At 68.8% G+C, this 18,603-nt stretch carries 18 protein-coding genes and 7 tRNA genes; 20 read left to right on the top strand and 5 right to left on the bottom strand.

Going from position 1 to position 18,603, the window contains the following annotated elements; all coding sequences use genetic code 11:
* Nucleotides 1–7: 7 nt before the first annotated feature.
* Together G4G00_RS05070 and G4G00_RS05065 are read left to right on the top strand one after the other, a co-directional pair.
* Nucleotides 8–82 (top strand) — tRNA-Val (locus G4G00_RS05070).
* An 84-nt stretch (nucleotides 83–166) separates the two neighbouring features.
* Nucleotides 167–241 (top strand) — tRNA-Val (locus G4G00_RS05065).
* A gap of 81 nt (nucleotides 242–322) precedes the next feature.
* Here the strand turns inward: G4G00_RS05065 and G4G00_RS05060 are convergent.
* From G4G00_RS05060 to G4G00_RS05045, 4 genes are all read right to left on the bottom strand, one after another.
* Nucleotides 323–802, bottom strand: coding sequence for a hypothetical protein (locus G4G00_RS05060; RefSeq protein WP_164271649.1), 480 nt, complete (start codon nucleotides 800–802; stop codon nucleotides 323–325).
* Between the two features lie 65 nt (nucleotides 803–867).
* A complete protein-coding gene (locus G4G00_RS05055) occupies nucleotides 868–1,098 on the bottom strand; it encodes a hypothetical protein (RefSeq protein ID WP_108752695.1) in 231 nt (76 codons plus the stop codon).
* A 150-nt stretch (nucleotides 1,099–1,248) separates the two neighbouring features.
* A complete protein-coding gene (locus G4G00_RS05050) occupies nucleotides 1,249–1,539 on the bottom strand; it encodes a hypothetical protein (protein ID WP_108752696.1) in 291 nt (96 codons plus the stop codon).
* 31 nt (nucleotides 1,540–1,570) lie between these two features.
* Complete coding sequence (locus tag G4G00_RS05045) at nucleotides 1,571–2,344, bottom strand: MipA/OmpV family protein (protein ID WP_108752697.1); 774 nt, start codon at nucleotides 2,342–2,344, stop codon at nucleotides 1,571–1,573.
* Between the two features lie 144 nt (nucleotides 2,345–2,488).
* Between G4G00_RS05045 and G4G00_RS05040 the strand changes: the two genes are divergently transcribed.
* From G4G00_RS05040 to G4G00_RS04975, 14 genes are all read left to right on the top strand, one after another.
* The gene (locus G4G00_RS05040) at nucleotides 2,489–3,160 is read left to right on the top strand and encodes a response regulator transcription factor (RefSeq protein ID WP_108752698.1); all 672 of its coding nucleotides are present in this window, start codon (nucleotides 2,489–2,491) and stop codon (nucleotides 3,158–3,160) included.
* A 1-nt stretch (nucleotide 3,161) separates the two neighbouring features.
* Complete coding sequence (locus G4G00_RS05035) at nucleotides 3,162–4,514, top strand: HAMP domain-containing sensor histidine kinase (RefSeq protein WP_108752699.1); 1,353 nt, start codon at nucleotides 3,162–3,164, stop codon at nucleotides 4,512–4,514.
* Nucleotides 4,515–4,573: 59 nt separating this feature from the next.
* Nucleotides 4,574–6,982: a DNA internalization-related competence protein ComEC/Rec2 gene (locus G4G00_RS05030; RefSeq protein ID WP_164271646.1), complete on the top strand. Its 2,409-nt coding sequence runs from the start codon at nucleotides 4,574–4,576 to the stop codon at nucleotides 6,980–6,982.
* Nucleotides 6,983–6,985: 3 nt separating this feature from the next.
* Complete coding sequence (locus G4G00_RS05025) at nucleotides 6,986–7,648, top strand: MotA/TolQ/ExbB proton channel family protein (protein WP_108749182.1); 663 nt, start codon at nucleotides 6,986–6,988, stop codon at nucleotides 7,646–7,648.
* Nucleotides 7,649–7,651: 3 nt separating this feature from the next.
* Nucleotides 7,652–8,074: a biopolymer transporter ExbD gene (locus G4G00_RS05020; protein WP_108749183.1), complete on the top strand. Its 423-nt coding sequence runs from the start codon at nucleotides 7,652–7,654 to the stop codon at nucleotides 8,072–8,074.
* Complete coding sequence (gene msbA / locus G4G00_RS05015; RefSeq protein WP_108752701.1) at nucleotides 8,071–9,819, top strand: lipid A export permease/ATP-binding protein MsbA; 1,749 nt, start codon at nucleotides 8,071–8,073, stop codon at nucleotides 9,817–9,819. The genes G4G00_RS05020 and msbA overlap by 4 nt, the downstream gene beginning before the upstream one ends.
* On the top strand, nucleotides 9,819–10,838 hold the full coding sequence (lpxK, locus tag G4G00_RS05010; protein ID WP_108752702.1) for a tetraacyldisaccharide 4'-kinase: 1,020 nt from the start codon (nucleotides 9,819–9,821) through the stop codon (nucleotides 10,836–10,838). The genes msbA and lpxK overlap by 1 nt, the downstream gene beginning before the upstream one ends.
* Before the next feature lie 75 nt (nucleotides 10,839–10,913).
* Nucleotides 10,914–11,687 carry a 3-deoxy-manno-octulosonate cytidylyltransferase gene (gene kdsB, locus G4G00_RS05005; RefSeq protein WP_164271643.1) on the top strand — a complete coding sequence of 258 codons (774 nt, stop codon included), beginning with the start codon at nucleotides 10,914–10,916 and terminating at the stop codon, nucleotides 11,685–11,687.
* Nucleotides 11,684–12,169 carry a low molecular weight protein-tyrosine-phosphatase gene (locus tag G4G00_RS05000; RefSeq protein WP_164271641.1) on the top strand — a complete coding sequence of 162 codons (486 nt, stop codon included), beginning with the start codon at nucleotides 11,684–11,686 and terminating at the stop codon, nucleotides 12,167–12,169. The genes kdsB and G4G00_RS05000 overlap by 4 nt, the downstream gene beginning before the upstream one ends.
* Complete coding sequence (locus G4G00_RS04995) at nucleotides 12,166–13,578, top strand: hypothetical protein (protein WP_164271638.1); 1,413 nt, start codon at nucleotides 12,166–12,168, stop codon at nucleotides 13,576–13,578. Before G4G00_RS05000 ends, G4G00_RS04995 begins: the two co-directional genes overlap by 4 nt.
* Entirely contained in the window at nucleotides 13,575–15,419 is a 1,845-nt protein-coding gene (uvrC, locus tag G4G00_RS04990; RefSeq protein ID WP_108752706.1) for an excinuclease ABC subunit UvrC, read from the top strand. Before G4G00_RS04995 ends, uvrC begins: the two co-directional genes overlap by 4 nt.
* Before the next feature lie 17 nt (nucleotides 15,420–15,436).
* Complete coding sequence (pgsA, locus tag G4G00_RS04985) at nucleotides 15,437–16,063, top strand: CDP-diacylglycerol--glycerol-3-phosphate 3-phosphatidyltransferase (protein ID WP_108752707.1); 627 nt, start codon at nucleotides 15,437–15,439, stop codon at nucleotides 16,061–16,063.
* A 199-nt stretch (nucleotides 16,064–16,262) separates the two neighbouring features.
* Nucleotides 16,263–16,338, top strand: a tRNA-Gly gene (locus G4G00_RS04980).
* A gap of 125 nt (nucleotides 16,339–16,463) precedes the next feature.
* A tRNA-Gly gene (locus G4G00_RS04975) sits at nucleotides 16,464–16,539 on the top strand.
* 3 nt (nucleotides 16,540–16,542) lie between these two features.
* On the opposite strand, the gene G4G00_RS04970 is transcribed toward G4G00_RS04975, so the two are convergent.
* Nucleotides 16,543–17,049, bottom strand: coding sequence for a hypothetical protein (locus G4G00_RS04970; RefSeq protein WP_164271635.1), 507 nt, complete (start codon nucleotides 17,047–17,049; stop codon nucleotides 16,543–16,545).
* 35 nt (nucleotides 17,050–17,084) lie between these two features.
* Between G4G00_RS04970 and G4G00_RS04965 the strand changes: the two genes are divergently transcribed.
* The 4 genes from G4G00_RS04965 to G4G00_RS04950 all read left to right on the top strand — a co-directional run bounded on the left by G4G00_RS04965 (nucleotide 17,085) and on the right by G4G00_RS04950 (nucleotide 18,564).
* A tRNA-Gly gene (locus G4G00_RS04965) sits at nucleotides 17,085–17,160 on the top strand.
* Nucleotides 17,161–17,315: 155 nt separating this feature from the next.
* A tRNA-Gly gene (locus G4G00_RS04960) sits at nucleotides 17,316–17,391 on the top strand.
* Nucleotides 17,392–17,456: 65 nt separating this feature from the next.
* Nucleotides 17,457–17,530 (top strand) — tRNA-Cys (locus tag G4G00_RS04955).
* A 116-nt stretch (nucleotides 17,531–17,646) separates the two neighbouring features.
* Nucleotides 17,647–18,564: an ADP-ribosylglycohydrolase family protein gene (locus tag G4G00_RS04950; RefSeq protein WP_164271632.1), complete on the top strand. Its 918-nt coding sequence runs from the start codon at nucleotides 17,647–17,649 to the stop codon at nucleotides 18,562–18,564.
* Nucleotides 18,565–18,603 lie beyond the last annotated feature (39 nt).

Here is an 18,603-nt window from a genome sequence, read left to right as displayed (position 1 = left end):
GAAAAACGGGCGGTTAGCTCAGCGGTAGAGCACTACCTTGACATGGTAGGGGTCACAGGTTCGAACCCTGTACCGCCCACCACGAAGTCCCTGGCAAGGGGCTGTCGTGAGAAAGACAAACCCGGCCGGCAAGCCGGGTTTTTCAGTCCAGACATGCAGATTCATTGGGCGGTTAGCTCAGCGGTAGAGCACTACCTTGACATGGTAGGGGTCACAGGTTCGAACCCTGTACCGCCCACCACCCGGCTCCCGGCACTGCCGGTGCAGCGGTGGAAATCCCGAACGCCGGCCCTGGGCCGGCGTTTTCGTTTCTGCAGCCCGGCTAGAAACGGATCATGCTGCACATCCGCACCGGCTTCGAGCTGCGCACGATGCCCTTTTCCGTGCGGCACTGCGCCACCTGATCGTCAGCCCGGGCCCGGCAGTCCGGGCACAGCGCGGCCAGTTCCTTGTCGGTACGCACCGGGTCCGCACACATGCGCTGCACATGGCTGGCACGCCGCTCGGCGGCCTCGTCAGGCGGCAGGGTCTGGCCGGCGGCGTTCACGATCGTGTAGTCGGCGAAGGGCTGCGGCAGCGCACACTGCGCGCGCGTGGTGGCGACGAAGCGACGTTCCAGCTCGCTGCGCAGGCGTGCGCCCTGGCGATCACAGGCGGCCACCTGGGCGCGCGATGTTGCCGGCGACACGCCTGGATTGATGAACGTGGGGCGGGAGCGAATCTCGCTGCCGAACGGGCAGCAGCCTGCAAGCAGCACGCACGTCAGCATCAGGCCCGCGCGGATGAAAGAAGACAGGGTCATGGCGCATCCTTTCGACAGGCGCCCATGCTTGCATCATCGGCGCCGCAGCGGATGAACCGCGACCCTCATTGCGATGAAGAGAGCATGCGTGCGCTGCTGACGCGCAGGCGATGCTGCAGCTGCCAGCCGCTGTCGGTCTGCCGCCACAGGCCCAGCGAGCGCGTGCGCTGGGCGGTATCGCGTTCCCAGCACAGCACGCTGTCCTGGCCAAGGCGTACCTGCACGTGCGCCACCGGCAGCGTTTCGTCGCCACCGAGCACGGCGGCATACAGCAGAAGCAGGGCAAGCATCGGCATGGCACGGTGCTCCGGAAAGGGAGCCCAGCCTGTCACCGGCGCACGGCGGCCGGTAGCGGCATGCGACGAAGCGCGGAAAACCGCGTGCCAAGCGCATGGGTCGAGGATGAATCCGGGGCCAGGGATGCCCGGACCGCCCCCATCGCGCGCTCAGGCAGCAGCGAACGCCTGGCGCAGGCTGTGCAGCGTGGCCTGGCGGTGCGCGCTGGCACACGGCTCGTCCATCTCCAGTTCCTGCAGGCGCAGCCCCACCAGTGTCATTGACAGCACATAGCCGCGTGCGGCGGCATCGGCTGCCCGCGACGCACCCAGCGCATGGCGGGTGAGTGCGTCCACGTGGGCCAGGTCCGGCAGCAGGCCCAGGTACACGCGCTCGGCGCTGTCCAGGTCGGGGGCGCGCAGGATCGCGTGTGCGTCAGGGAGGGGGCTGGCGGCGGCCATGCAAGGTCCTTCTGGGCAATGAATGCGCGGGCTAGAAGGCGCGCATCAATGAAATGAACGCGGAGGTCTGGCTGCCATCGCGGGTCATGGGGCTGTCTTTCACCGCATCGCCGAACCACTGGTTGGCGACCACGCCGGTGGCCCGCCATTTGTTGCCCAGCGGCGTGCTGACCGCGATCTGCAGGCTGGGCGAGGTGGCGCTGCCAGGGCGGTAGGCGGCCAGGCCCGAACGCAGGGCTTCTTCGTTGGAAATGCCGTAGTAGTAGTCCAGCAGGCGCGCACTGGAATGCACCACGCCCACCCGCGGCACCCAGGTGAAACGGCCGGCCTGGATCGGGTAGCTGTAGTGCAGGTTCGATTCCATGCCGCCGCCGTGGCCGCTGACTTCGCGCTGCACGCTGGCACCCACGATGCCCCAATCCGCCTTGTACTCGGCATTGACGCCGGCCATGGCCGACATCTGCCGGCTGTGCAGGCGGCGCAGCTGCGCATCGTTCACATCGTCGGTCTTGAAGCGCAGCGTGTAAGGCGTGACCACCGCCGATACCCGCAGGCCATCGGCCTTGTACAGGTGCATGCCCAGCGAGCCGGGGCTGGCGAAGAAGCGCTTGCCCTGCCATGCCAGCGCCGGCACCACCAGCGGCTTGTCATCGTAGTGCGCGTACGCACCGGTGGTCGCACCGATGGTGATGCCGGCCTGCACGCCCGGTGCGGCCTCCTGGTCCTGGGCGGTTGCCAGCAGCGGCGTGGAGAGAGCGACGGTGCACAGCAGGGGGCGCAGCAGGGCAGGGGAACGCAGGGACATCGAGGGAGGATCTGGCAGGGAACAAGCCCCCATGCTGCGCCGCCAACATTGTCGGAACATTGCGCGGCCGGTGGACGCGACGCGCACGTCGCGGTGCCGCCACAGGCACTATCATCGGCAGCGATTTCCGCCACCGAGCTTCCGATGCGCATCCTTCTGGTCGAAGACGATCCCGATCTGTCCCGTGCCCTGCAGAGCGGGCTGGAGCGGCAGGGCGTGGTCGCCGACGTGGTCGGCAGCCTGGCCGAGGCGGCACTGGCCCTGCGCGAACCGGTACACCAGCTGCTGCTGCTGGACCGGCAGCTGCCCGATGGCGATGGCGTGGCCTTCGTCGCCACCGCCCGCGCGCTGCGCCCCAATTTGCCGGTGATCATGCTGACCGCCAAGGGCGCGCTGTCGGACAAGGTGGAAGGGCTGGACGTCGGTGCCGACGATTACCTGGTCAAGCCGGTCGCCATCGAAGAACTGATGGCGCGCATCCGCGCGGTATCGCGGCGGCCGACGGCCATGGTGACTCCGCGCCTGGTGCTGGGCCGGCTGGCATTCGACTTCGAATCGCTGCAGGCCGAGGTCGATGGCCAGCTGCTGGCGCTGCCGCGGCGCCAGGTGCTGGTGCTGCAGGCACTGGCCATGCGCCAGGGGCGCACCGTCACCCGCAGCGCGCTGGAAGCGGCGGTGTACGGCTTCGATGACGAGATCCAGTCCAATGCGCTGGACGCGCATATCTCCAAGCTGCGCAAGGCGCTGCAGCAGGCCGGGGCGGGCGTGGAAATCCACGTGATCCGCGGCGTCGGTTATCTGCTGGCGGAGGTCTGAGATGGCCCGGCAGATCCGTTCGATCACCCTGGGCCTGGCCTGGCGGCTGTTCCTGGCGCAGGCCTTCACCGTGCTGTTCGCCGTGGCCGCGCTGATCATCACCTGGGGTGACAAGGACACCTGGGGCATGGACATGTTCATGGCCGAGGACGTGGCCGATGCGCTGCGCAGCGTGGATGGCCGCCTGCAGCTGGACGAAGCCCGCTGGCAGAAGGTCGATGCGCGTGCGGGCGGCAACCTGTGGTTCGCTGCGGTGGATGACCGCGGCGCGTGGCTGGAACGTGGCAAGGTGCCCAGCGTGCATGCGCCGTTGCTGGCGCGCCTGCCGACGCTGGGCGCGACCGAACTGGGTTCGCTGGTGCCGCCCTACCTGGATGTGGCGCGGGTGATGATCCGCTACGACGAAGGCCGGCGCATCACGGTGATGGTTGGCGGCGCGCCCAAAGGCGGCCTGGTCGACGGCGCCCTGATGGTGCTGCGGCTGATCGGGCTGTGGTTCTTCCTGCCGCTGATCGTGGTCACCCTGCTGGTGATGCCTACCGTGATCCACCGCGCCATGCGCGGCGTGCGTCGTTCCGCGCAGCAGGCCAAGGAGCTGGATGTGGGCCAGCCCGGCGCGCGCCTGGATGCGCAGCTGGTGTCCACCGAAATCGCGCCCCTGGTCGAAGCCTTCAACGATGCCATCGACAAGGTGCAGCAGGGCTATGCCGCACGTGACAAATTCCTGGCCGATGCCGCCCACGAGCTGCGCGTGCCGATCGCGGTGGTGCAGGCGCGTCTTTCGCAGCTGCCGCAGGGCGAACTGAAATCGCAGCTGCTGACCGATGTGGCGCGCCTGGGCAATGTCGCCGAACATCTGCTGGACCTGCAGCGGCTGGATCGCAACACGACCGCACTGCAGCGGCTGGATCTGGCGCACCTGGTGAGGGAAGCGGCGGCCGAACTGGCGCCGCTGGTGGTGGGGGCCGGCTATGGCTTCGAAGTGGATGCGCCCGACACCCCGGTGTGGATCCAGGGCGACGGGCTGGCGCTGGGCCGGGTGATCGCCAACCTGGTGCACAACGCCATCGTGCACGGCGGCGGTCGCGGCACCATCTGCGTGCGGGTGGACCCGCAGGGCCTGCTGGATGTCAGCGACCAGGGCGCAGGGGTGCCGGTGGGCGATCGCGAAGCGATCTTCGAACCGTTCCATCGCCTGCGAGCGGCTGGCAACGGCAGTGGCCTGGGCCTGCACCTGGTGAAGGAAATCGTGCAGCACCATGGCGGCAGCGTGAGCGTGGGGGAAGCGCCGGGCGGCGGCGCGCGGTTCCGGGTGAACTTCCACCGCGGGGCGTCACGCCGAAGCGAACGCTGACGGCGCAGCACGGCGTCGGCTGATGGCCGTTGCGGGCCGCAAGCCTGCAGGCTGTGGGCATGGCCGCGACCGTGCCCCCGTCTGCCTGCCTTGGCCCCGGCTGCGCCGCCGCGCTGGTGCTGGGGGTGCTGGCCTGTAGTGCTGCGTCGGCTCTGCTGCCGGTGTGGCTGGGCATGTTGCTGGTGGTGGTGGCGTTGCCGGGCTGGCTGCTGCGCTGGCGCGGCCGGGTGGTGGCGGCCGCCGTGTTCGGGCTCGGCTGGGCAACCTGCCACGGCCATGCAGCGCTGCAGCAGCAGTGGCCGCCAGGTGCTGCGGCGCAGGTGGTGCAGGTGCGCGGTCGGGTGGTCGATCTGCCGACCCATGCCCGCGACCACACCCGCTTTACGCTGCAGGTCGCGCACGCCGATGGCCTGCCTGCGCTGCGTGGCCGTCGGCTGCAGGTGCGCTGGTCTGCGCTGAAAGGGGCCGAGGCGCGCAACGGCGGCGCTGCCGCGGAGCAGCGCCATGCCGTGCGCGCCGGCGCGCAGTGGCAGCTGGCGTTGCGGATACGGGCGCCGCGTTCGCGCATCAATCCCGGCGGCTTCGACGGTGAGCGCCATGCACTGCTGCAGGGGCTCGCGGGCAGCGCCAGCGTGCAGCAGCAGCGGCAACCCCGGCTGCTGCGGCCGGCCCACGGCCTGCTGGCATGGCGCGAATCCTGCAGCGATGCCATTGCCACCCAGGTCGGGCGCCCCTCGGCGCGCTTCGTGCAGGCGCTGGCGCTGGGCGATACCCGCGGGCTGACCGATTCCGACTGGGAGCACCTGCGTGCCCTGGGCCTGACCCACCTCATTGCGATATCCGGCTTCCATGTGGGGCTGGTGGCCGGCTTCGGTGCGTTGCTGTGTTCAATGTCGTGGCGGCTGTGGGCGCCGCTGGCGGTCCATGTGTCACGCCCGCAGGCGGCCGCCCTCGCGGCGGCGCTGGCGGCGGGCGGCTACACGCTGTTGGCCGGTGCCGAGCTGCCGACGGTGCGCACGGCCCTGATGATTGCGGTGGTGGCGCTGGCCCGGGTGGCGCGGCGGGCGGTATCGGTGCCGCAATGCCTGGCCCTGGCCGCGCTGCTGATGGTGCTGCCGGCACCGTTGTCGATCCTGTCGGCCGGCTTCTGGCTCAGTTTCGGAGGCGTCCTGTGGCTGTTGTGGTGCCTGCCGCAGCAACGCCCGCATGGGCTGTGGCAGCACGTGCGCACCGCGCTGGCGGGGCAGGGCGTGGCCAGCGTCGCGCTGCTGCCGCTGGCGGTCGCGCTGTTCGGCGGCACCGCGCGCTGGGGGCCGTTGCTGAACCTGCCGGTCATTCCCTGGTGGAGCCTGGTGGTGGTGCCGGTCGCGCTGGCCGGTACCGCGCTGCACGCCGTGCATGACGGCGCGGGGCGCTGGCCGTGGCGGGCGGCGGCGTGGTTGTTCGAACTCAGTTGGCAGGCGTTGCAGCCGCTGGCGGCGCAGCCACAGGCCATGTGGTGGCTGGCCGAAGCGCCACGCTGGGCACTGCCGGCGGCGGTGGCGGGGGTGTTCTGGTGGCTGCTGCCGCGCGGCAGTGGCGGCCTGCTGGCCGGTGGCGTGTTGTGCCTGCCGCTGCTCTGGCCAGCGGCGCCGGCGCCGCGCCACGGCGAGGTTGAGCTGCTGGTGCACGATGTGGGGCAGGGCGCCGCGGTGCTGGTGAGAACGGCCACCCATGCGTTGTGGTACGACGCCGGGCCGCCCGGGGGCGCCGAGGCAGCGGAGCGGGTGCTGATGCCGGCCGTACGCGCGCTGGGGCAGGCACCGCCACGGCTTCTGCTGCTCAGCCACGATCACCTGGATCACGCCGGCGGGCTGCCAGCTCTGCGCCGACAGGTGCCCGGGCTGCAGGTGCTGGCCCCGCCCGGGCAGGCGCCGCCCGGCGCCCTGGCCTTCTGCCGGCAGGGCCTGCGCTGGCAGTGGGACGGGGTCGATTTCCAGGTGCTGCACCCCGGCCGCACCGCGGTCGCGGATGGCAATGAAGCCAGCTGCGTGCTGCGCATTGCCGGCGCCCACGGGGCCGTGCTGTTGCCGGGCGATATCGGCCGCAGCGCCGAACAGCGGCTGCTGCAGGAGCGCCCGCGCCGCCTGCGCGCCGAGGTGGTGCTGGTGCCGCACCACGGCAGTGGCGGCAGCTCCAGCCCGGCCTGGGTGGCGGCGGTGCAGCCCCGCCTGGCGCTGGTCTCGGCCGGCCACCAGAACCGCTTTGGCCACCCGAAACGTGACGTAGTGCAGCGCTGGCGCGCAGCGGGCGCTGAAGTGCTGGTCACCGCCGACACCGGCGCGATCCGCGTATGGCTTGGCGCACAAGGCCTGCAGGTGCGCGAACAGCGGGTCCACGCAGCCCGGTGGTGGGATGCCGCTGGGCGGGCACGGTCGGCTGCTATCCTATCGTCGATCGAACAAGCGGCCGATGGGCCGGAGGGTTGAAACGTGTGGGAACTGGTCAAGGCCGGTGGCTGGCCGATGGTGCCGCTGCTGCTGTTGGGCGTACTGGCTTTGGCAATCGTCCTGGAGCGTTTCTGGTCCCTGCGGCGTAACGAGGTGCTGCCGCCTGGCCTGGGCCAGGAAGTGCGCAACTGGGCCGCACGCGGCAAGCTCGACCCGGCCCACCTGCAGACCCTGCGCGCCAACTCGCCGCTGGGCGCCCTGCTGGCGGCCGCGCTGGAAGCCCGCAACCGCCCGCGCGACCAGATCCGCGAGCGCATTGAAGACACCGGCCGCCACCTGGTGCATCGCATGGAACGTTTCCTCAATGCGCTGGGCACCATCGCCTCGGCCGGCCCGCTGCTGGGCCTGCTGGGTACCGTCATCGGCATGATCCAGATGTTCCTGGGCATCCTCGACCACGGCGTGGGCGATGTGAACCAGCTCGCCGGTGGTATCGGCAAGGCGCTGGTCTGCACCGCCACCGGCATGATCGTGGCCATTCCGGCGCTGATGTTCCATCGCTACTTCAAAGGCCGCATCCACGGCTACGTGGTGGAGATGGAGCAGGAGGCCAGTGCCCTGCTGGACACGCTCGATGGTCGCCCGGGGGTGATGAACCCGGCCCCGGTTGCGCGCGCCGCAGCGCCTGCCACGGCCAAGGCCTGATCGATGCGCATCGGCAACGACCGATCCCAGGATGAGCCGCACATCGACCTGGTGCCGCTGATCGACGTCATCCTGGTGCTGATCATCTTCTTCGTGGTCACCACCACCTTCGATGCGCGCTCGACCCTGCAGGTGCAGCTGCCGACGGCCAGCGACCAGCAGAACCCCGAGCCGCCGCGTTCGCTGAGCGTGCTGATCAACGCCGAAGGGCGTTACTTCATCAACGACCAGGAAGTGCTGCGCAGCGACGTGGAATCGGTCAAGCAGACCATCGCCGCCGTTGCCGGCAGCGACCGCCAGCAGACCGTGCTGCTGCGCGCCGACGCGCGCACTCCCTACCAGGCCGTGGTCACCGCGCAGGATGCGCTGGGCCAGCTCGGCTTCCGCCGTATCGCAATCGCAACAGCGCCAGAGGTGCGTCCATGAGTTCCAAACACGCGCCAGTGTGGCCGATCTACAAACGCCTGCTCGGCTACACCCGGGCCTACTGGGTGTTCATGGTGGCCGCGGTCATCGCCATGGTGGTCGAAGCCCTGGCCGGGTACCACTTCACCAAGCTGATGGAGCCGCTGGTCAACGAGGGCTTTGTCGACCCGCAGCCGCGCGCTGCCGTCGTGCTGCCGCTGACCATCCTTGGCCTGTTCCTGATGCGCAGCCTGGCGACCTGGGTCAGCGATTACACGCTGGCCAAGACTGGCCGCAGCGTGGTCCGTGACCTGCGTGAGCAGGTGCTGGACAAGTACCTGCACCTGCCGTCCTCGCACTTCGATAGCGAAGCCACGCCGGTGATGGTCAGCCGCCTGAACTTCGACACCGAGCAGGTCACCCAGGCCAGCGCCGATGCGTTGAAGACCATGGTGGCCGACACCCTGACCATCATCGCCATGCTGGTGGTGATGCTGCAGATGAGCGTGAAGGTGACCCTGGCGATGCTGCTGGTGGTGCCGCTGATCGGCGCCATCGTGTCCTACGTCGGCAAGCGCTACCGGCGCATCAGCCGCGGCATCCAGGACGGCATGGGCACCATGGCGCAGACCGCCGAGCAGTCGCTGGCCGCGCAGCAGGAAGTGAAGGTGCACGGCACCCAGCAGCACGAGATCAGCCGCTACTCGCGCCTGGCCAACCGCATGCTGGCGCTGAATATGAAGGTGGAAGTGACCCGTGCGGCCGCCTCCAGCGTGGTCCAGTTCCTGGCCGCGCTGGCGTTGGCGGTGATCGTCTGGGTGTCCACCCGCGAGGCCCTGGCCGGCAAGCTCAACGCGGGTCAGTTCATGGGCCTGATGACCTCGATGATGGCCATCATTCCTTCGCTGCGCAGGTTGACCAGCGTGCAGACGTCGATCTCGCGCGGCGTGGCCGCCGCCGAGCGCCTGTTCGGCATCATCGACATGCCGGTCGAACGTGATACCGGCACCACCCGCGTGCAGCGCGTGCGTGGCGAACTGTCGTTCGACCACGTGATGCTGCGCTACCGCGAAGACAGCGGCATCGCGCTGGACGACATCAGCTTCGTGGCCAGGCCCGGTACGGTCACCGCCATCGTCGGCCGCTCCGGCAGCGGCAAGACCAGCCTGATCCGGCTGGTGCCGCGCTTCTACGAGCCCAGCGGCGGCGTCATCGCGCTCGACGGGGTGCCGCTGGACGAGTACCCGCTGTCCGACCTGCGCCGGCAGGTGGCCATGGTCGGGCAGAAGGTCATGCTGTTCGATGACACCATCGCCGCCAACATCGCCTACGGCATGGATGCGACCGACGAACAGATCCGGGCCGCGGCCGAAGCGGCCAATGCCTGGGAGTTCATCGCGCGCATGCCGCAGCAGCTGCAGACGCCGGTGGGCGAGAACGGTGCGCTGCTGTCCGGCGGCCAGCGCCAGCGCCTGGCCATTGCCCGCGCGATCCTGCGCGATGCCCCGATCCTGATCCTGGACGAGGCAACCGCGGCGCTGGACAACGAATCCGAACGCCTGGTGCAGGATGCGCTGCAGCGCCTGATGCCCGAGCGCACCACGCTCGTGATCGCGCACCGCCTGTCCACCATCGAACACGCCGACCAGGTGCTGGTGATGGATCATGGCCGTATCGTCGAACGCGGCACCCACCAGGAACTGCTGGCCATGGGCGGGTTGTACCAGCACCTGCACAGCATGCAGTTCCGCGACAGGCAGGACTGATGGCTGCAAAGGGCACCCAGACCCCCGCGTACTGGTACGACGGCAGCCCGGTGCCGTGGCCGATGCGCCTGCTGGCACCGGTCTACGCCGGCATTGCCGGCCTGCGCCGGCAGCTGTACCGCCGTGGCTGGCGCAAGCGCCATGCGCTGCCGGTCCCGGTCATCGTGGTCGGCAACATCACCGCGGGCGGCACCGGCAAGACGCCGCTGACGATCGAACTGGTCAACCGCCTGCGCGAGGCCGGCTGGAAGCCGGGCGTGGCCAGCCGTGGCTATGGCCGCGACGACGCCGGCACCGCGCGCTGGGTGGACGCCGATACGTCCACCGCACTGGGCGGTGACGAACCGGTGCTGATCGCCTGGAAAACCGGCGTTCCCGTGCGCGTGGACAGCGACCGCGTGGCCGCGGGCAAGGCGCTGGTGGACGCCGGCTGCAACGTGATCGTCTGTGACGACGGTCTGCAGCATTACCGGTTGGCACGTGACATCGAGATCGAAGTCGTGGACGCACAGCGCCGCTATGGCAACGGCCGGATGATCCCGGCCGGGCCGTTGCGCGAGCCGGTCAGCCGCGCCGAGCATTGCGATTTCCGCGTGGTCAACCTGGGCCAGGCCGATGCGGCCGCGGCCGCGCAGGCCTGTGGGTTCGGCCAGTGGCCGATGGCCCTGCAGATCGACAGCGCGCAGCCGCTGCCGGGCGGGCGCAGTCGACCGCTGTCCTCGTTTGCCGGGCAGCGCGTGCATGCGGTGGCCGGCATCGCGCACCCGCAGCGCTTCTTCGACATGCTGCGCGCGCGCGGCATCGGCGTGGTGCCGCACGCGTTCGCCGACCACCAGGTGTACCAGCCGCAGGACCTGTCCTTCGGCAGCCAGTTGCCGGTGCTGATGACCGAAAAAGACGCGGTGAAGTGCCGGGCCTTCGGCAACGACTGGCACTTTGCGGTGCCGCTGCGCGCCGATCTGCCTGCGGCGTTCTGGGTGGCCCTGACCGATCGCCTGGACAAGCTGCGCCCGAACTGAGCGGCCGCCGGACGCTTGCATCTGCGCGTTGCCGGCCGCATTCCTGCTGTATCGCGCCTGCCGAGTACTGCCTGCATGAATGATTTCGTCGTTGCCATTCCCGCCCGCTATGCCGCGTCGCGGCTGCCCGGCAAGCCACTGCGGCTGCTGGGCGGCGAACCGCTGGTGCTGCACGTGGCGCACCGCGCGCTGCAGGCCGGTGCGCGCGAGGTCTGGGTCGCCACCGATGACACCCGCATTGCCGACGCGCTTGCCGGGCTGGCTGAGGTGAAGGTGGCGATGACCGCCAGCAGCCACGCCTCCGGTACCGACCGCCTGGCCGAGTGCGCGCGCATTGCCGGCTGGGCCGATGACACCGTGGTGGTCAACCTGCAGGGCGACGAACCGTTTGCGCCGGCCACAGGCATCCGCGCGGTGGCCCAGGCGCTGGTCGAAGGTGATGCGCCGATGTCGACCCTGGCCACGGCCGTGGAAGACGCCCATACCCTGTTCGATCCGAACGTGGTGAAGCTGGTGCGCAACGTGCGTAACGAGGCCATGTACTTCAGCCGCGCGCCGATCGCCTGGCACCGCGACGGCTTCGCGCGCAGCCGCGAGGTGTTGCCGGACGGCCATCGCTGGCTGCGCCATATCGGCATCTATGGTTACCGCGCCGGGTTCCTGCAGCAGTTCGCGGCGATGCCGCCGGGCCAGCTGGAGCAGGTGGAAGCGCTGGAGCAGCTGCGTGTGCTGGAGGCCGGCCATGCGATCAGCGTGGCGATCTCGCCCGAAGCGTTCCCGCCGGGCATCGATACGCCTGAAGACCTGGAACGCGCCGAGGCACGCCTGCAGGCCATGGGCGGCCGATGAAGCTGCTGCTGGTCTGCCTGGGCAACATCTGCCGCTCGCCGATGGCCGAAGGGGCGCTGCGCGCGCGACTGCAGGCCTCGCCCTTGGCGGGGCGGGTGCAGGTGGATTCGGCCGGCACGGGCGACTGGCATGTTGGCGAGCCGCCGGACCGGCGTGCGATTGCCTGCGCGGCACGGCATGGCGTGGACATCAGCGGCCTGCGCGCACGCCAGCTGCAGGCCGCCGATTTCGACCGCTTTGATTGGGTGCTGTGCGCCGATGAGGCCAATCTGCGCGACGCCGGGCGCCTGGCGGATGCACAGGGCAGGGACCGCCTGGCGCTGTACCTGCCGTGGGCCGCGCTGCGCGGTGGCGCCATTCCCGACCCCTACACCGGCGGCCAGGACCACTTCGAGCAGGTCTGGACGATGGTGGACGACGCGGCAAAATCTGTCGTGGCACGACTGTTGCATGACGCCGACTCCGGCATAATCGAGCCATGAACGTCCAGCCCGTCCCGGACCTGCCGGAATTCGCCACGTGGCTCAACGCCGCGCCCTGCACCCTGACCGAGCTGCGCGGTCGGCCGGTCGCTCTGTTGTTCGTCAACGCCGCCTCGGCGTGGAGTGCGCAGCGCCTGGCGGAGTTCGGCCAATGGCTGTCGCGCAACCCCGGCAAGCTGCAGCCGCTGGTGCTGCAGGTGCCGCGCTTCGATTTCGAGCGTGAAGCGCCTGCGGCGCTGAAGCTGCTGCGCCGACAGGGGCTGGTGATGCCGGCCCTGCTGGACGCCGACTGGGATGGCTGGCGCCGCTTCGGCGTGACTGCGTGGCCGACCCTGGTGCTGCTGGACGCGCAGGGGCGCGAGCAGCAGCGACTGGTGGGCATGGGCGCACCGGGCGAGCTGGAGCGGGCGCTCAATGCGCTGTGCGAAGGCGCGCCGGCCGCGCCGCCGCGGGGTGGCAGCGAACTGCAGCCCGAGCCGCGGCACCCGCTGCGCTTCCCGCTGGGGCTGGCGGTCAGCCAGGAACGGCTGTACATCGCCGACAGCGGCCACCACCGCATCCTCGAATGCAGCCATGGCGGGCGCGTGCTGCGCCAGTTCGGCTTGGGCACCGCCGATTTCATGGACGGCAACCTGGCCGAGGCGGCCTTCAACCGCCCGCAGGGCCTGGCCCTGGAGCGCGAATCACTCTATGTGGCCGACACCGGCAATCACGCCGTGCGCCGCATCAACCTGATGACCGGCCAGGTCGACACCGTGTGTGGCAACGGCCGCCCCGGTGCACCGGTGGAGGGCCCGGTGGCGCAGGCCCGCCAGGTGTCACTGGACCACCCGGTGGGGCTGGCCATCGCCGACAACCAGCTGCACATCGCCATGGCCGGCGACAACCGCCTGTGGAGCTTCCACCTGGGCCTGCGCAGCCTGCAGTGGCGCGCCGGCAGCGGTGCCCTCGACGAGCGCGATGGCAGCGGCCATCTGGCGGCATTTGCCCAGCCCACGGCGGTGGCGGTGGTGCAGCAGGTGCTGTACGTGGCCGACGCGCTGGGCTCATCGATCCGTGCGCTGCAGCTGCGCGGCGACCTGGTGCAGACCCTGATCGGGCAGGGCGCCTGGCGCTTCGGCGATGACGATGGCCCGCGCGCGCAGGCCAGCCTGCAGTTCCCGCAGGCGATCGCGCTCAGCCCCGATGCGCCGCTGCTGTGGATTGCCGACACCGGCAACGGCCGCCTGCGCACGCTGCGCCTGGGCGGCGGTGAACTGGTGACCCAGCCGCTGCCGCGCCGCCTGCAGGGCCCGGCCGGGCTGGCGGTGGGTGCCGGCGCAGTGTGGATTGCCGAAACCGACGGCCACGCCGTGTTGCGCTTCGATCCAGACAGCGGCGTGCTGAGCGAAGTGCCGATCAGCGAATGAGTTCCGCGTCTGCCCCGGCCTTCGACGGCAAGGCCTTCGCGGGCCAGTTGAGTACTGCGCCCGGCGTCTACCGCATGTACGCCGCCGACGACACGCTGCTGTACGTGGGCAAGGCGCGCGCGCTGCGCAACCGCGTCGGCAGCTACTTCAACGGCAGCCCGAAGAATGCGCGCATCATGTCGATGCTGTCGCAGATCGCGCGCATGGACGTGACGGTCACGCGCTCGGAAGCCGAAGCGCTGCTGCTGGAAAACCAGCTGATCAAATCGCTGTCGCCGCGCTACAACGTGTCCCTGCGCGACGACAAGACCTACCCGCACGTGCTGCTGACCCGCGAAGACTGGCCGCGCATCGCCCTGCATCGCGGCCCGCGCGCCATTCCCGGGCGCTACTTCGGTCCCTACCCGGGCGTCACCGCGGTGCGCGAAACGCTGAACCTGATGCACAAGCTGTTCAAGCTGCGCAGCTGCGAAGACAGCGTGTTCCGCAACCGCTCCCGGCCCTGCCTGCAGTACCAGATCGGTCGCTGCAGCGCGCCGTGCGTGGACCTGGTGCCAGCCAACGAATACGCCGAATCGGTGCGTCGCGCGGCGCTGTTCCTGGAGGGCAAGAGCGATGAGCTGACCCGTGAGCTGGGGGAACAGATGCAGCAGGCCAGCGAGGCGCTGGAGTTCGAGCAGGCCGCGCGCCTGCGCGATCTGATCGCCTCGCTGCGCAGCATGCAGACCCGCCAGTACGTGGACGGCCGCGCTGCCGACCTGGACGTGCTGGCCGTGGCCATGCAGGGCTCGCAGGCCTGCGTGCTGCTGCTGGCGTTCCGTGATGGCCGCAACCTGGGCACGCGCCCGTTCTTCCCGCGCACCAACGGCGAAGAGAGCCCGGAAGAAGTGCTGGCAGCTTTCGTGTCGCAGTACTACATCGAGTTCGAACCGCCGCGCGAGATCCTGCTCGACCGCGAGATTCCCGATGCCGATCTGCTGGTGGCGGCGCTGTCGGCCTCGGCCGAGCGCAAGGTGCAGTTGAAGTGGAACGTGCGCGGCGAGCGCGCCGGCTATGTGGAGCTGGCCAGCCGCAATGCGCAGCTGACCCTGGCCACCGAGCTCAACAGCCGCAATGCGCAGCATGCGCGCAGCGATGCCCTGCGTGAAATGCTGGGCCTGGCCGAACCGGTCAAGCGGGTGGAGTGTTTCGATATCAGCCACACCATGGGCGAGGCGACCGTGGCCTCGTGTGTGGTGTTCGATGCGGCCGGCCCCGTGCGCGCGCAGTACCGTCGCTTCAACATCAGCGGCATCGAACCGGGCGATGACTACGCCGCCATGCACCAGGCCATCGACCGCCGTTTCCGCCGCGCGGTGGAAGAGCAGGGGGTGCTGCCGGATGTGCTGCTGATCGACGGCGGTGCCGGCCAGCTGGCGCAGGCGCAGGCCGCGCTGGCCGACCTGGGCGTGGAAGGGGTGCTGCTGGTGGGCGTGGCCAAGGGCGTGGAGCGCCGCGCCGGTCACGAAGCGCTGGTGATGCCCGATGGCCGCGAGCTGCGCCCCGGTGCGGCCAATCCCGCCCTGCAGTTCATCCAGCAGGTGCGCGATGAGGCGCACCGGTTCGCCATCACCGGCCACCGTGGGCGGCGGCAGAAGGCGCGCATGACCAGCAAGCTGGAAGACATTCCCGGTATCGGCCCCCGCCGACGCGCCAGCCTGCTCAAGCATTTCGGCGGGCTGGTCGGGCTGAAAGCCGCCGGTGAAGCGGAAATCGCCAAGGTGGAAGGCATCAATGACGCCCTCGCGGCGCGCATCTACGCTAACCTGCACGGGTTGGCCACGCCGGACGCGGCCGAATAGAGAGAGAAGCAAGCCGCATGAAGTTGACCCTGCCCACCTGGCTGACGTTGTTGCGGATCGTGATGATCCCGGTGCTGGTGCTGGTGTTCTACCTGCCCTACACCTGGACCAACTTTGCGTCCGCGGCGATCTTCGGCCTGGCCGCGATCACCGACTGGCTGGACGGCTGGATTGCGCGCCGTTATGGCCTGGAATCGGCGTTCGGCGCCTTCCTCGATCCGGTGGCGGACAAGCTGATGGTGGCCGTGGCGCTGTTCCTGATCGTGCAGGGCCACCCCACGCCGTGGATGGCATTCTGGGCGGCGGTGATCGTCGGCCGCGAGATCGCGGTGTCGGCACTGCGCGAGTGGATGGCCGAACTGGGGCAGCGCGCCAAAGTGCGGGTGGCGATGATCGGCAAGGTCAAGACCACCGCGCAGATGGTTGCGCTGCTGTGCCTGCTGTACTCGGTGGCGCCGAACGTGCCGGTGGAAGATATCTGGATGGGGCCGCCGGTATTCCATATCGGTGATTGGACCCTGGCCATCGCCGCCGTGCTGACCCTGTGGTCGGGCCTGCAGTACCTGCACGCCGCATGGCCCAGCCTGCGCGAAGACGAGCGCGCCGCACGCGAGCGCTCGCGGCAGAAGAAGCTGGGTAACTGAGCCCCGGGGTCGGATCCCTTTCCGCAGGAAAGGGCTCTGACCCCACGGTTGCAGCCATCCACGCATGGCGTGGATCTGTTGACCCCAGGCGTGCCTCCATCCACGCATGGCGTGGATACGCGATGCCGAATCGCGCTGAAATCCACCCGAAAAAATCGCTTGACGCCATTCACAGAACCGGTAGAATTTCGCCTCCCAAGCGGGAATAGCTCAGTTGGTAGAGCGCAACCTTGCCAAGGTTGAGGTCGCGAGTTCGAGTCTCGTTTCCCGCTCCAGATTCAAGAAAGACGCTCCCGACAGGGGGCGTTTTTCGTATGCGACAGCGCTGCCGATGTTTGCGTGCCAGATGCAGAAAAACGCTTGACGTCCTGCGCAGAACCAGTATTATTTCGCCTCCCAAGCGGGAATAGCTCAGTTGGTAGAGCGCAACCTTGCCAAGGTTGAGGTCGCGAGTTCGAGTCTCGTTTCCCGCTCCAGATTCAAGAAGAACGCTCCCTGACGGGGGCGTTTTTCGTTTGCGCCCGGCGTCTGCCAACGGCCCTGCACAGCGTGACCACGCAGATGCCCAGCAGCGCCAGCAGCAACGCCAGATCCAGCACCAGCAACCACAGCAGGTGCGCGCCTTGTACTGGTGGCTGATGCATGGCCCCGGCCGCCCACAACAGCGACCACGCCAGCACCGGCAGCAGTGCGATCAGCAACCGCCACCACAGGCCACGAAACAGCCAGGGGCGGGCGATCACGACAAGCAGCGCCAATACCCCCGCACCGGACAATGCGAACCACGCCACCGCAGTGGCGGGGTAGGGCAGGGTCGCACCATCTTCCAGATGGCGCAGTTGCCAGTAGTCGGGCGTGTAGCCGGCCGAGATCAGCAGGGCCAGCAGGACCAGCCAGAGCAGGCTGGCCAGCAGTGTGGTGAACAGGACGGGACGTGTGAACATGCGTGCGTGAAGACTGTTGACGGCGTGAAGGAATTTGGACACAATAGCGCTCCTTCGACGCAGGTCGAACGGAATCTGCGGGAATAGCTCAGTTGGTAGAGCGCAACCTTGCCAAGGTTGAGGTCGCGAGTTCGAGTCTCGTTTCCCGCTCCAGATTCGATGAGGCCCCCACAAGGGGCCTTGTTTTTCTCCCACCCTGGCAGGGCGGGGCACGTTGGGCCGCAAGGCTTTTCGCGCAGTCAGAAAAGTGAAAACAAGCGTCAAATCGCTGGTGTGGTTCCCGGTCTTCCGGTATCATCACGGCTTACGCGGGAATAGCTCAGTTGGTAGAGCGCAACCTTGCCAAGGTTGAGGTCGCGAGTTCGAGTCTCGTTTCCCGCTCCATGTTCCGACAGAGCCCCATCACGGGGTTTTGTCATATCAGGGCCACCCCCTGGTAGCGGTACGTTGGCCTCATGGCAGAGTGGCTATGCACCGGATTGCAAATCCGTTTACAGCGGTTCGATTCCGCTTGAGGCCTCCAGATGAAAAGCCCTGACTCCGGTCCGGGCTTTTTTTTTGCGTCGCGCGTGTTCGCCGCTCGCAGCAGTGTGTTGTAGCGCTCAGTGCCGCCGCACCACCGCGGCGTACACTGAACCGATGAATCCGATCGACAACTTCCGCGGCGCGCTGCTGGGCCTTGCCTGCGGTGATGCCGTTGGCACCACCGTGGAATTCAAGCCGCGCGGCAGCTTCACGCCCCTCACCGACATGGTGGGCGGCGGTCCGTTCAATCTGCAGCGCGGGCAATGGACCGACGACACGTCCATGGCCATGTGCCTGGCCGAAAGCCTGCTGCGCTGTGATGACTTCGATGCACGCGACCAGATGAACCGCTATGCGAACTGGTATCGGCACGGCTACTGGAGCGCCACCGGCGAATGCTTCGATATCGGCATGGCCACGCGTTCGGCGCTCGATCAGTTCCTGCTGACCGGTCAACCGCTGGCCGGCAACGACGATCCGCGCAGTGCCGGCAATGGTTCGATCATGCGCCTGGCACCGGTGGTGCTGCGCTACGCCGGTCTGCCGGAACTGCCGGCCATGGCCGAACTGAGCTCGCGCACCACCCACGCTGCGCGCGAATGCCTGGATGCGTGCCGCCTGTTCGCGGTCGCGCTGCAGCGGGCACTGGCCGGTGCCAGCAAGGCGCAGGTGCTGGATCTGCGCGACGTGGCCGTGGAGAGCGAGCGCCTGCGTGACATCGCCGCCGGTGGCTACCGCCCGCGCAGTCGCGGGCAGATCCGTGGCAGCGGTTACGTGGTGGACAGTCTGGAAGCGGCGTTGTGGTGCTTCGCGCAGCACGATGATTTCGCTGCGGTGGTGCTGGAAGCCGCCAATCTGGGTGACGACGCCGACACCACCGCTGCAGTGGCCGGGCAGCTGGCCGGTGCCTTCCACGGCATGGCCGGCATTCCGCCGCAGTGGCTGCAGTGGCTGGCGCTGCGCGCGCAGATCCAGGCGCTGGCCGATGGTCTGTTCCAGCGCAACGTCGTGGCGCACGCCGCAACGGTGTGATCGGGCTGCATCGTTCACATTTGCCGCCGGCCCGCCGCC

The sequence above is a fragment of the Stenotrophomonas sp. B1-1 genome (assembly GCF_010894375.1).
GTDB lineage: Bacteria > Pseudomonadota > Gammaproteobacteria > Xanthomonadales > Xanthomonadaceae > Stenotrophomonas.
Note: the sequence above shows the minus strand (reverse complement) of the source record. Positions and strands in the feature narration are given on the sequence as shown.

Coding starts and splice junctions, on each gene's coding strand:
- G4G00_RS05060 (WP_164271649.1), bottom strand. CDS start 802: ATGACCCTGTCTTCTTTCATCCGCGCGGGCCTGATGCTGACGTGCGTG.
- G4G00_RS05055 (WP_108752695.1), bottom strand. CDS start 1,098: ATGCCGATGCTTGCCCTGCTTCTGCTGTATGCCGCCGTGCTCGGTGGC.
- G4G00_RS05050 (WP_108752696.1), bottom strand. CDS start 1,539: ATGGCCGCCGCCAGCCCCCTCCCTGACGCACACGCGATCCTGCGCGCC.
- G4G00_RS05045 (WP_108752697.1), bottom strand. CDS start 2,344: ATGTCCCTGCGTTCCCCTGCCCTGCTGCGCCCCCTGCTGTGCACCGTC.
- G4G00_RS05040 (WP_108752698.1), top strand. CDS start 2,489: ATGCGCATCCTTCTGGTCGAAGACGATCCCGATCTGTCCCGTGCCCTG.
- G4G00_RS05035 (WP_108752699.1), top strand. CDS start 3,162: ATGGCCCGGCAGATCCGTTCGATCACCCTGGGCCTGGCCTGGCGGCTG.
- G4G00_RS05030 (WP_164271646.1), top strand. CDS start 4,574: ATGGCCGCGACCGTGCCCCCGTCTGCCTGCCTTGGCCCCGGCTGCGCC.
- G4G00_RS05020 (WP_108749183.1), top strand. CDS start 7,652: ATGCGCATCGGCAACGACCGATCCCAGGATGAGCCGCACATCGACCTG.
- msbA (WP_108752701.1), top strand. CDS start 8,071: ATGAGTTCCAAACACGCGCCAGTGTGGCCGATCTACAAACGCCTGCTC.
- lpxK (WP_108752702.1), top strand. CDS start 9,819: ATGGCTGCAAAGGGCACCCAGACCCCCGCGTACTGGTACGACGGCAGC.
- kdsB (WP_164271643.1), top strand. CDS start 10,914: ATGAATGATTTCGTCGTTGCCATTCCCGCCCGCTATGCCGCGTCGCGG.
- G4G00_RS05000 (WP_164271641.1), top strand. CDS start 11,684: ATGAAGCTGCTGCTGGTCTGCCTGGGCAACATCTGCCGCTCGCCGATG.
- G4G00_RS04995 (WP_164271638.1), top strand. CDS start 12,166: ATGAACGTCCAGCCCGTCCCGGACCTGCCGGAATTCGCCACGTGGCTC.
- uvrC (WP_108752706.1), top strand. CDS start 13,575: ATGAGTTCCGCGTCTGCCCCGGCCTTCGACGGCAAGGCCTTCGCGGGC.
- pgsA (WP_108752707.1), top strand. CDS start 15,437: ATGAAGTTGACCCTGCCCACCTGGCTGACGTTGTTGCGGATCGTGATG.
- G4G00_RS04950 (WP_164271632.1), top strand. CDS start 17,647: ATGAATCCGATCGACAACTTCCGCGGCGCGCTGCTGGGCCTTGCCTGC.